Genomic DNA, 12,184 nt, shown 5'->3' on the forward strand with positions numbered 1-12,184 from the left:
CCCCAGGCCCGGCCGGAAGCGCGCTCCGGCGGCGTGGCGGACCTGCTCGCCCAGGTGCGCGCCCGACAGCGCCGCCAGCTCTGGGCCCAGGGCCTCCTCCTGGGCACCGTCACGGCCCTCGTGCTCCTGTTCGCCACGGGCCTCCTGGGCCGGGTGGCGCCGGGGTTCGCGCGGTTCCTCCCGTGGCTCGCCCTGCCGGTGGGCGCGGCGGTGGCGGGCTTCTTCGGCGTCGTGCTCGCGCGCCGGCAGGTGGGCGACGACCTGCTCACCGCCCGGCTCGTGGGCCAGCGCCGCCCGGAGCTGTCGCTGGACGTGCTCGCCGCGGTGGAGCTGTCGCGCGAGCGCCGTGACGAGGCGGGCTGGTCCCCCCAGCTCGCGGACGCGTTCCTGCGGCAGATGGACGAGCGGGCCCGCACGGTGGACCCGGGGCTCGTGGTGGACCGCCAGCCGCTGCGCCGCGTGGCCCTGGCGTCCGGCGGCGCGGTGCTGCTGCTCGCGGTGCTGATGTTCTTCGTGGGCGGCCGGTGGGCCGCGGGCTGGAAGCACCTGCGTGAACAGGCCGCGCGCCCGGAGACCGCCGCGCAGGTGGAGCCCATCACCGGCGACATCGAGCTCACCTACCGCTACCCCGCCTACACCGGCCTCGCGCCGCGCACCGTGCCCGGCACCAACGGCGAGGTCAGCGCACCCGCCGGGACGGAGGTCGTGCTGAAGACGCGCTCGGACCGCCCCGTCGAGCGCGCGGAGGTCGTCGTCAACGGCCAGACCCTGCCCCTCACCGTCACCGGCGGCCGCGAGCTCACCGGCAGCTTCATCGCGAAGCAGGGCGGCCACTACCACTTCGTCTTCTACGCCTCGCGCGCGAAGCCGCTCGCGGTGGGCCCGGACATCGCCCTCACCGTGGAGGCGGACAAGTCCCCCCAGGTGACGCTGCTCACGCCGTCCTCGGAGATTGAAGTCGACCCCGGCCAGACGGTGACGCTCAAGTACGAGGCCAACGACGACTACGGCCTGTCCGGCCTGGCGCTGGTGTTCCGCATGCCCGGCGCGAAGCAGGAGACGCGCGTGAACCTGCCGCGCGAGGACAGCCGCCGCAGCCGGGGCACCTTCAACTGGGACCTGGGCCCGCTCAAGCCCGCCCCCGGTGACCGCATCACCTACTACGTGGAGGCCAGGGACAACGACGCGGTGGAGGGCCCCAAGAAGGGCGTCAGCCGCACGCAGACCCTGCGCGTCTACAGCGCCGCCGAGCACCGCCGCGCCGCCCTGGAGAAGGCCGAGGTCCTGTGGGGCCGGCTCGTGGACCACCTGGCGGACCGCCTGGAGGGCCCCGACCGCGCGAAGCAGAAGGACGCGCAGGCGGTGGAGACCGCGAAGTCCACGGACACCAGCGGCCAGCAGCTCGCGGACGACTTCCGCGCCCAGGGCGCGGAGCTGTCGCGTGAGAAGGACGTGCCCAAGGAGATTGTCTCCGCGCTCCTGAACATCGGCGGGGAGCTCAAGCGCAGCGTGGGCACCACCGCCGACTTCCGCCGCCTGTACCTGCGCACCCAGCGCGCGCGCGGCGAGGACTGGGGCACCGGCACCCGGCTCACCGCCGTGGTGGAGGACGAAATCGAGGGCCTGGAGCGCGATATCCTCTACCTGGAGTCGCTCCTGGACCGGCAGAAGCTGGAGGCGCTCCAGGAGTTGACGAAGCAGCTGGCCAACGAGCGCCGCGACCTGTCGCGCCTCATCGAACAGTTCAAGGCCAACCCGGACGAAGCCGCGCGCGAACAGGTGATGCAGCAGATCCAACAGCTCAAGTCGCGCATCCAGGAGCTGATGCAGCGCATGGCCGAGCTGCGCAAGGGCATCCGCGACGAGCACCTCAACGCCGAGGCGCTGTCGGAGATGATGCAGCAGGAGGACATGCAGGGCGCCATGGACGAAGTCGAGCGCCTGATGCAGGAGGGCAAGTCGGACGAGGCCCTGGCGAAGCTCCAGGAGCTGGGCATGCAGATGGACGAGATGCTCGAGTCCATGGACAAGTCCCAGGAGGACTTCGGCGCGGAGCAGTACCCGGAGCTGGCGGAGAAGTTCGGCAAGTTCATGGACGACCTGCAGGGCACCATGGACGAGCAGCAGAAGGTCGCGGAGCAGACGCGCTCCCTGCGCGACCAGGCCCGCAACCAGAACCGCGACCGGCTCAAGGAGAAGGGCCAGGCCCTCAAGGACGAGCTCGCGCGCAAGGTGCAGCAGGTGCAGGAGCACTACCAGAAGCTCGATCCAGGCCGCCTCAACAGCCGCGCGGCCCGCCCGCTGGAGGAGGCCCAGTCCGAGCTGCGCAACGTGGAGAACGCGCTCAAGGTGGACGACTTCGACCTGGCCGCGGAATCCGCCGCCCGCGCGGAAGACGCCGCGCGCCAGCTGTCCAGCATGGGCGAGCAGCAGCGCCAGCTGGATGAGATGTTCGGCAACCCGCCGGAGGTGCGTCAGCAGTCCGCGAAGCTCGCGGAGCAGCTCAAGAAGGACGCGCGCGACGTGTCGGACGTGAGCCAGCAGCTGCAGAACCTCTTCCCTCCTCCGGGCTCGCAGTTGTCGCAGCAGGAGAAGCAGCAGCTCCAGCAGCTGGGCCAGCGTCAGCAGCAGCTGGAGCAGCGCGCGCAGGGCCTGCGCCAGCAGATGGAGGACATGGAGCAGACGGCGCCGCTGTTCGGTGAAGAGGCCGGCCAGCAGATGGATGAGATTGGCCAGCGCATGGGCGAGGCGTCCCAGCGCATGCAGGGCAAGGACCCGGGCCGCGGCTATGGCGAACAGCAGGCCGCCATGGAAGGCCTCAAGCGCTTCCAGCAGCAGATGCAGCAGAGCCAGCAGGGCCGCAAGGGAGGCCGCGGGCTGCCCATGCCCATGGGCTCCGGCCGCCGCCAGGAGGGCAACGGCCGCAACCCGCAGGACAAGGTGGAGCTGCCGGATGAAGACGCCTTCCAGGCGCCGCGCGAGTTCCGCAAGGACCTGCTGGACGCGATGAAGCAGGGTGCGCCGGAGAAGTACCGCGAGCAGGTGAAGCGCTACTACGAGGAGCTGGTGAAGTGAGCCGCCGCATGCACACGTCCATCCCCGGCCTGAGCGTCCTGTGCGCCCTGCTCCTCGCCATCCCCACGGCCTTCGCGCAGCCGCCCGACGCCGCCCTCAAGGAAGAGGTGAAGCAGCGGCTGGGCAAGGTGGAGCAGTCGCTGGATGACTGGGACGTGGGAGGCGCCCGCCGCGAGCTGGCGGAGGTCGAGCAGCGCGTGCCGTCCGAATTGGAGCCGCTGAAGTACTTCCAGGGGCGCGTGGCCTTCGAGGAGGGCCAGTACGACGACGCGGTGACGCTGCTGGAAGGCGCCAACATCGAGGACAAGCCGGGCAGCTACCTGCGGCTCGCCAAGGACACGCGCGCCATCGTCAAGGACCACCAGCGCGCGGAGTCCGAGCACTTCATCTTCTTCTACCCCAAGGGCAAGGAAGAGGTGCTGGTGCCCTACGCGCTGGAGACGCTGGAGGCCATCCACCGCGCGCTCGCGCAGGACCTGGGCTGGACGCCGCCGGGCAAGGTGCGCGTGGAGGTGGTGAACAACGCGCGCGAGCTGTCCCGCGTCAGCACCCTGACGGAGAAGCAGATCCGCACCACGGGCACCATCGCCATCTGCAAGTTCAACAAGCTGATGGTCACGAGCCCCAAGGCCGTGGCGCAGGGCTACGACTGGCAGGACACGCTGGCGCACGAGTACGTGCACCTGGTGGTCAGCCAGATGTCCCACAACACCGTGCCCATCTGGCTGCACGAAGGCCTGGCCAAGTTCCTGGAGTCGCGCTGGCGCGGCAAGGGCGGCCTGGCCATGACGCCCTCCACGCAGGCCCTGCTGGGCAAGCGCGTGAAGGAGGACAAGCTCATCCCCTTCGAGAAGATGCACCCCTCCATCGCCATGCTGCCCACGGCGGAGGACGCGGCCACCGCGTTCGCGGAGGTGTTCTACGCCATCGACTACATCCACGGCACCAAGGGCACCGCGGGCCTGCGCACCCTCCTGCAGGAGCTGAAGGCGGGCCAGCCGGACAAGAAGGCGGTGGAGGCGGCCACGGGCATGCCCTTCCCCCTCTTCGAGAAGACGTGGCTGACCTACGTGAAGAAGCAGCCCTTCCCCCAGGAGCTGGTGCCGCGCGACGACCGCGTGGTGCTCAAGGAGGACGCCAAGGGCGAGAAGAAGGACAGCGAGAAGAAGGGGCGTGAAATCTCCTTCGGCGGCTTCGCCGAGGTGACGGAAGTGCCCGCGCGCAAGTTCGCGCACCTGGGGGAGGTCCTTCGCGAGCGCAACCGCGTGAAGGCCGCCGCGGAGGAGTACGCGCGGGCGCACAAGCTGGTGGGCGACAAGTACGAGTCCGTCTCCAACAAGTTCGCGCTCGCGCTGCTGGAGCTGCGCCGGTTGGACGAGGCGGAGTCCGTGCTGCGCGGCTCCCTGCGCATGCACCCGGGCTCGCCCTCCACCAACGTGCACCTGGGCCGCATCCTGCTGTTCCGCAAGGACTACCCGAAGGCGAAGACGGCGTACCTGGAGGCGCTGGCCTCCGACCCCTTCGACCCCGAAATCCATGTCGCCCTCACGCGCATCCACGGCGCGCTGGGGGAGACGGCGCTCGCATCGCGCACGCGCGGGGCCGCCGCCAACCTCACGGGCCTCAAGCCCGACGACGTGGACCGCGCCGCCCAGGCGTTCCTGCGCGCCGAGGACGAGCTGTCGGAGACGAAGAACGTCCCCGCCGGCACGCCCGACGCCCCGAAGCCGGCTCCGGCACCGAAGCCGGCCCCGGCGCCGCAACCCGCGAAGTAGCCCTCCTCCCCGGCAGCCAGCCAGCCGGGGCAAGGCCTCCGTTCCCTTCCCGCCCTCACGGGATGCCTAGCTTTCCGGGCACAAGGAGGACGGGATGGCGTTCCCAGACAGCCGTGTGGTGCTGAACGTTCGCGCCCGGTCCCGGGGTCAGTGGCGCTGTCCACTGGCGTACCGGACCGCGCACGCAACGTGAATTGGCGCACGTCCGCCCTCCCACCGCCTGGGTTCCCTGTCGCGCGCTGCTCCAAGGTGCGCCGCGCGGACCCGGGTGTGTCCGGTCCACCGATTTGTCCCGCCTCGGTTTGCGAGGCCTTGAAAAGGAGCAGCACCCAATGAAGCGCACCCTGCACGGAGTCACCCTCGCCGCGGTCCTCTTCACCGGCGGTGTCTCGATGGCCCAGAGCGCCGCGCCCGCCACCACGAAGCCCGCGCCCGCCGCCAAGGGCATGGCCGAGTTCAAGGGCTTCATGGCCCCCACGGACCCGAAGGCCTTCCTGGAGCGCCTGCACTACATCAACCAGTCGGAGATCAAGCAGGCCGAGCTCGCGCAGAAGAGCTCGGAGAACCCGGACGTGAAGAGCTACGCGCAGATGATGATCGACTCGCACACGGCCGCGGACAAGCAGGTCATGGACTTTGCGAAGACGCAGAACCTGAAGCTGGCGGAGATGCCCAAGCCCGCCAACGACATGGAGAAGAAGGCCATGGCCGCCGACAAGGCGCACATGGAGAAGCTCCAGACCCTCAAGGGCATGCCGTTCGACTCGTGTTACATGGCCAACCAGGTCGGCGCCCATGACGAGGCCATTGGCAAGGTGATGGCCGCGAAGCAGGGCATGACCGCCGCCCCCGCGGAGATGACCACCATGCTGACCCAGCTCTCCCAGGAGCTGCCCAAGCACCGCGACATGGCCTACCAGACGCTGGGCAAGCTGCCCCAGACCATGGGCGTGGGCGGCTCCGGCAGCATGGGCGGCACCATGAACCACGGCTCCATGGGCGGCGCCACGCCGAGCGGCACCATGGGCGGCTCCACCGGCACCACGGGCGGTGCGACGAAGACGAAGTAATGCAGCCGCGTTGAAGCACCCGACGCCTCCTGGGAAGTCCATTCCCGGGAGGCGTTTTCATGTGCATGATGCCGCGCCATGTCACGACTGATTGCTTTGGCTTCCTGTGTCTCCGTCCTGCTGCTCACCGGCTGTTCCAACAACGCGGACGCCATCTGCGAGTACCGCAAGGAGTGCTTCGACTCCGACCTCAACGCCGGCACCTGCGCCGACAAGATTGGCGCCTGGGAGGACGAGAAGGAGAGCGAGCAGGACGAGCGCCGCGAGCGCACCGCGGAGTGCGCGGAGTGCATCGCCGACCGCACCTGCGCGGAGGTCATCGCCAGCTGCATCGACGACTGCTTCGGCATCCCCTGAAACGCTGAGGTTCAAGGCCCCAGGGGACGCCTTGCCGGGCGCGCGCTACTTGCGCGTCCAGCGGTCCAGCCAGCCCAGCACCTCGTCGTGCCACTGGATGCTGTTCTGGGGCTTGAGCACCCAGTGGTTCTCATCCGGGAAGTAGAGGAAGCGGGACGGGATGCCCCGGCGCTGGAGCGCGGTGAAGGTGGCGATGCCCTGCGTGTCCACCACGCGGTAGTCCTTGCCGCCGTGGATGACGAGCATGGGCGTCTTCCACTTCGCCACGTGGTTCACCGGGTTGTGCTTCTCATACGACTCCGGCTTCTCCCACGGCAGCGCCTTGTGCTCCCACTCGGGGAACCACAGCTCCTCGGTGTCGTAGTAGGCGGCGCGCTCGTCGAAGATGCCGTCGTGGTTCACGAGGCACTGGAAGCCGTCCGCCCAGTTGCCGGCGATCCAGTTGATCATGTAGCCGCCGTAGCTGCCGCCCAGCGCGCACCGCTTCGTCTTGTGGATGAAGGGGTACTTCTGGAGCGCGGCGTCCACGCCCTTCTTCAGGTCCTCCAGCGGCTTGCCGCCCCAGTCCCCGGCGATGGAGTCCGTGAAGGCCTGGCCGTAGCCGGTGGAGCCGTGGAAGTCGATCATCACCGCCACGTAGCCGCGGCCCGCGTACACCTGCGGGTTCCACCGGTAATGGAAGTGGTTGCCGAAGCTGCCCTGCGGCCCGCCGTGGATGAGGAAGGCCAGCGGGTACTGGCGCTTCGGGTCGAAGTCCACGGGCTTCACGACGTAGCCGTGCACCGTCTCGTTGTTCCAGCCCGGGAAGTTGAACTGCTCGAAGGCGCCGAACTTCAGGCCCGCGAGCGCGTCCTTGTTCACCTGGGTGAGCTGACGGGTGCCGGTGCCGTCCGCCTTCATCGCGTACAGGTCCGCGGGCGAGTCCAGGTCATCCAGCGCGTAGACGACCTGGCCGTCCGCCGCGGGCTGGGCGCCGTCCGCGCTGCCGCCCTGGGTGAGGCTGCGCGCCTTGCCGGTGGCCACGTCCAGGGCGAACACGGTGTTCTGCCCCACGTCGTTGGCGGTGGTGTAGAGCGTGGCGCCATCCTTGCTCCACGCGAGCGAGCCGGCCGAGCGGTCCCAGTCCTGGGTCAGCACGCGCTCCTGGCCGCCCGGCCACGTGCGCAGGATGACGCGGAAGCGGTCGGCCTCGTAGCCGGGGCGGGACATGGCCACGTACGCGAGCGTCTTGCCGTCCGGGCTGAACACGGGGCTGGTGTCCGTGGCGCGGTTCTTCTCCGTGAGCTTGCGCGGCTTCGTCTTGCCGTCGACGGGCGCGAGGAACAGGTCCAGGTCGGTGGACCACGACTCGGTGCGGCCCACGTCGCGCGCGGCGAAGACGATGCCCTTGCCGTCCGGGGTGAAGGTGAACTCCTCCGCTCCGCCAAAGGGCTTGCCAGGCGCGTCCGCGTCCATGCCCTTCATCACATCCACGGCCGTGCCGCCGGCCACGGGGACGACGAACAGGTGCGAACGCGTGCCGTCCTTCCAGGTGTCCCAGTGGCGGGCGAAGAGCTGATCATACGCCTGGCCGGTGGTCTTCTTCTTCTCGGCCTCCGCGGCGCGCTGGGTGTTGCACGCCAGGTCCGCGCAGTCCGGGCGCACGTCCAGCGCCACCGCGAGCTGCTGGCCGTCGCGCGACAGCACGAAGCTGTTCACGTCCTGCGGCAGCTTCGTGACGGGCAGCGGCTCACCGCCGTCCACGGGCAGGCGCCACACCTGGGAGGAGCCGCCGCGCGACGACAGGAAGAAGAGGCTCTTGCCGTCCGGGGCCCAGACCGGGTCGCTGTCGCCGTCCGGATGGGAGGTGAGCTGGCGCGGCGCCGAGCCGTCCAGGTTGACGAGCCACAGGTCGGTGCGGCCGCGGTTCTTCTCCATGTCGGTGGAGCGCAGGACGTAGGCGACCTGACGGCCATCGGGAGAGACGCGCGGGCTGCTGAGCCGGCGCAGCGTGACCAGGTCCTGCTGGTTGAACGGATGGGGCGCGGGCGCCGGGTTGGCGCCGAGCGCCAGGGCCGCGAGGAGCGACAGGGGCACGGGGAGGTTCCTCCAGGGAGAGGTGGAACCCGGACCGTGCCCCCGGGAGGGCGGGCTGTCCACCGCTGGATTCAGGGTGGGTGGAAGGGGTGGAAGGCCCCGACGCGCGGTGCTAGAGCTTCAGCCCATGAGCGCACCCATCGTCGTCCACATCTGGTCCGACTTCGTTTGACCCTGGTGTTACGTCGGCCTCGGTGAGGTCGAGAAGCTGAAGAAGGAATACGACGTCCAGGTGGAGTGGCACCCCTACTTCCTGCGCCCGGAGACGCCTCCGGAAGGGCTGCCGTTGCCCGAGTACGTGCGCCAGGGGATGAAGGACCCCAACAACCCGTTGAAGCTCCGCGCCGCCAAGGCCGGGCTGACCATGGTGCAGCGGGACATCATCCCGTCCACGCGCCGTGCGCACGAGGCGGCGGAGTACGCGCGCGCCAATGGCCGGCTGGAGCCCTTCCAGGCCGCCATCCTGCGGCGCTACTGGAGTGAAGGTCAGGACCTCTGGCAGTGGGACACGCTGCGCGGTGCGGGCGTGGAGGCCGGGTTGAATCCGGATGAGCTCCAGCGCGCCGTGGAAGAGGGCCGCTACCGGCAGGTGGTGGAGGAGTCCGTGCGCGAGGCCCAGGAGATGGGCATCCGCGCGGTGCCCACGTTCATCCTGGGGGACAAGCTGGCCATCCAGGGCGCGCACGAGTACCCGTCGTTCCAGAAGGCCATGCAGCAGCTGGGCGCGAAGCCGAAGCAGCAGGGCTGAGCGCGGGCGCTACAGGCCCTTCACCAGGATGAGCAGCCGCGCGAAGGTCTCCGGACCTTCGCCGGCCAGCCCCTTCGCGAAGTCCAGGAACGTGGGCGCCTGCTCCACGTGCTTGGCGACGACCTGGAACGCCTCCACGGCGGCGGCGTCCAGCGTGGCCTGGGGCGTGCCGGGAGCCTCCAGCAGCGCCACCACGGCCGGATGCCCGAGCAGCACCCAGCGCACCACGGAGGCGCGCAGTACGAGCAGGAACATGGCGTTCAGGAGGCTCGGGGCCTCGGTGAACGGGTGGCGCAGGACGTGGTTGAGCGCGTGGTGCAGGAAGTACTGGTGCACGCGCGCCCCATGCAGGGAATCCAGAGCGGAGCGCCGGGTGGCGTGGAGGTGCCACGCTTCATCCGGGTTCGCGTTCGGACCGCCGTAGGACGCGTGCACGTCGCGCACGAGCGAGAGGAAGCGCGGACTGCCCACGGCGGCTTCGCGCGAGCGGAGCACGGCGCCGCAGATGCCGGCCCACGGGCCTCCGGGCAGCTCCAGCGCTTCGAGCTGCGCCCCCAGGGACGCGAGGGTTTCAGCGGATTCATACTCGCGAAGGATGCCCGCGAGCCGCTCTCCGTCCGCGCCTTCCGTCGTGCCCGGGAAGTAGAAGTCGCCCAGTTCCAGCGCCATGCGGCCCAGTGCGTACAGCCTCGCGGCGAATGGGACTTCACGGCGCTCCAGGAGCCGCAGCATCGCTTCGCGCACGGTTTCCGCGTGGGCCGTCCACACGTCGTCCCCCGCAGCCACCTGCCGCGCCACCTGCGGACGCAGGGCCTGTTCCTCGGGCACGGGCTCGCGCACCAGCGCGTCCTCCGTCAGCAGACACAGGCGCGCTGTCTCCGGACACGCGAGCGACCCGGCCATCTCCACCCGCGTGCCCCAGCGCGTGAGGACTCGCGGGAAGACGGAGCAGCCGTCCGGCAGCACCGCTTCGCCGTACCGGCGCTGGAGCGAGCAGAGCTTCGCCTCGTCCAGGAAGGCGCAGTGTCCGTCCGCGCGCTTGCCCAGGATGCCCGCCTGCCGGCCCGTGTCGTCCTCCGGGTTGGGGGTGATCAACGCGGAGACGCTCGCCTCGTCCGGTGTGCCCGCGACCTTCTGGCGCAGCAGGCTCCAGCGCGACTCGCTGATGGGCACCGTGAGCCCCGCGCAGCAGGTGTCCTCGCACGCTTCCGCGATGCAGCGGAAGCGTGCCATGTAGCGGGGGGCGGAGGCGGTCATGGCTCCCAGTCTACTTGCGGCCCAGCGCCTTCTTCACGAACCCCCAGAAGCGGCCCGCGCGGTCCTTGAGGTCCGCGCCCCGGCGCTCCTCGGCGGCGCTCACCGCCTCCTTGCTCACCTGGAGCTGCTTCTGGAGTTCCTCCGGTGAGTAGCGCGTGGCGAGCGTCGCCTTCACTTCCTTGCGCGTCGAGTACTCCCGCGCCTCCACGTGCAGCACGCATTCAGAGTCGAGCTTCAGCGTCACGGCCACGCGCACGGAGCCCTTGGGGCCGCGCGGCAGACCTTCCATGCGCACGGTGCCCAGGTACTCGTTGGCGGAGATGTGGTTGTCCTCGCCCTGGAAGATGGACAGCTCCATCCGCTCTTCGTTGTCCTGCGACGTGCTGATGGCGAACGAGCGCTGCGTGGGCAACGGGCTGTTGCGCTCGACGACGCGCTTGAAGCCGCCGCCGGGCATGGCCACGCCAATGGTCATGGGCAGCACGTCGATGAGCACCACGCTGCTCACCTTGTCCACCGAGCCCGAGTACAGCGCCGCGCCCAGTGCCACGGCCTCGTCCGCGTTGACGCTGGCCTGCGCGTTCTTGCCGAAGAGGCCCTTGAGCTTGTCGCGCACCAGCGGCATGCGGCTCATGCCGCCCACGAGGATGATGTCGTCCACCTCGTTGGCGCGCAGCTTGGCGTCCAGGAGCACGTCGCGCACCACGTCGATGGTGCGGTTGAGCAGCGGGTCGCAGATCTTCTCCAGGTCCTGGCGCGACATCGTCACGCGCAGGTCCCGGGGGCGGCCCCCGTCGTCCATCATCAACATGGGGATGTGGACTTCAAAGGTGCTGCGCTCGGACAGCGCCATCTTCGCGCGCTCGGCGGCGTCCGCCACGCGCGACAGGGCGATGCCGTCTCCGTTGAACGCGATGCCCTCCTTCTCCTGGAAGCGCTCCAGGAGGAAGTCGACGATGAGGTTGTCGAAGTCGATACCGCCCAGGAAGATGTCGCCGCCGGTGCCCAGCACCTCGAAGACGTTCTTCTCGATGCGCAGGATGGTCGCGTCGAAGGTGCCGCCGCCCAGGTCGTAGACGAGCACCTTCTTGTTGAGCTCGCGGTTGAGGCCGTACGCGAGCGCCGCGGACGTGGGCTCGTTGAGGATGCGCTCCACCTTGAGGCCGGCCATGTGGCCCGCCTTGCGGACCGCTTCACGCTGCGGCTCGGAGTAGTAGGCCGGCACCGTCACCACGGCGCGCTCCACCTTCTGGTTGAGGTGGGTCTCGGCCATCTCCTTGCACTCGCGCAGGATGATGCCCTGCACCTCTTCCAGCGACAGCACGTCGTTGCCCAGGCGCACGGCGGCGCGGCCCGCGGCGTCGGGGGTGATTTCGTAGTGGAAGCGCTCGCGCACCTGCTTCACCACGGCGCTGTCGTAGGGACGGCCCACCAGGCGCTTCGCGCCGTAGATGGTGTGCGTGGGCCGCAGGACCAGCTGGTTCTTCGCGCGGTGGCTGACGAGCAGCTTGTTCTGCGCGTTGAGCGAGATGACGGACGGGATGGTGTTGTAGCCCTCGCGCGAGCGCAGCACGACGGGCCGGCCGTTGGACAGGAGCGCCACGCAGGAGTTGGTGGTGCCCAGGTCGATGCCGATGACGGGGCCCGTGGCGGTCAGCGGTGTCTGCGGCGGCGTGAGGTAGATGGGGCGCACCTGGCCATTGGCGTCCAGGGCCGGAGGCGGCGCGGGCGTCGTGGGCACGGCGGCGGGCGCGAGCATCGCGGGGGCGCTCGGCGCGACGGGGGCCGGCGGGGCCTGACGCACGGAGGGAGGAAGCACGCTCGGC

General features: G+C 69.8%; 7 protein-coding genes and 1 pseudogene. 5 read left to right on the forward strand and 3 right to left on the reverse strand.

What is annotated here, in order from left to right:
• The 4 genes from D7W81_RS34465 to D7W81_RS34480 form a co-directional block, all read left to right on the forward strand.
• Positions 1-3,075: DUF4175 family protein (locus tag D7W81_RS34465; RefSeq protein WP_306440931.1), on the forward strand; the 3,075-nt coding region annotated here is incomplete at its 5' end.
• Between the two features lie 8 nt (positions 3,076-3,083).
• Positions 3,084-4,850, forward strand: coding sequence for a peptidase MA family metallohydrolase (locus D7W81_RS34470; RefSeq protein WP_244227620.1), 1,767 nt, complete (start codon positions 3,084-3,086; stop codon positions 4,848-4,850).
• Positions 4,851-5,182: 332 nt separating this feature from the next.
• Positions 5,183-5,920 (forward strand): DUF4142 domain-containing protein, encoded by a 738-nt coding sequence (locus tag D7W81_RS34475; RefSeq protein WP_120559637.1) that lies wholly within the window; start codon positions 5,183-5,185, stop codon positions 5,918-5,920.
• Positions 5,921-5,998: 78 nt separating this feature from the next.
• A complete protein-coding gene (locus tag D7W81_RS34480; protein ID WP_120559638.1) occupies positions 5,999-6,277 on the forward strand; it encodes a hypothetical protein in 279 nt (92 codons plus the stop codon).
• A gap of 45 nt (positions 6,278-6,322) precedes the next feature.
• Here the strand turns inward: D7W81_RS34480 and D7W81_RS34485 are convergent, their stop codons facing one another.
• Positions 6,323-8,353, reverse strand: coding sequence for a S9 family peptidase (locus tag D7W81_RS34485; protein ID WP_120559639.1), 2,031 nt, complete (start codon positions 8,351-8,353; stop codon positions 6,323-6,325).
• 184 nt (positions 8,354-8,537) lie between these two features.
• Here D7W81_RS34485 and D7W81_RS34490 point away from each other — a divergent pair.
• Positions 8,538-9,101, forward strand: a pseudogene (locus tag D7W81_RS34490) (DsbA family oxidoreductase); the annotation flags it as partial.
• Between the two features lie 9 nt (positions 9,102-9,110).
• On the opposite strand, the gene fliB reads toward D7W81_RS34490, so the two are convergent.
• On the reverse strand, positions 9,111-10,358 hold the full coding sequence (gene fliB / locus D7W81_RS34495; protein WP_120559641.1) for a flagellin lysine-N-methylase: 1,248 nt from the start codon (positions 10,356-10,358) through the stop codon (positions 9,111-9,113).
• Between the two features lie 10 nt (positions 10,359-10,368).
• Positions 10,369-12,184: Hsp70 family protein (locus D7W81_RS34500; RefSeq protein ID WP_147445723.1), on the reverse strand; the 1,816-nt coding region annotated here is incomplete at its 5' end.

Source organism: Corallococcus aberystwythensis (assembly GCF_003612165.1).
GTDB classification, from domain to species: Bacteria; Myxococcota; Myxococcia; order Myxococcales; family Myxococcaceae; genus Corallococcus; species Corallococcus aberystwythensis.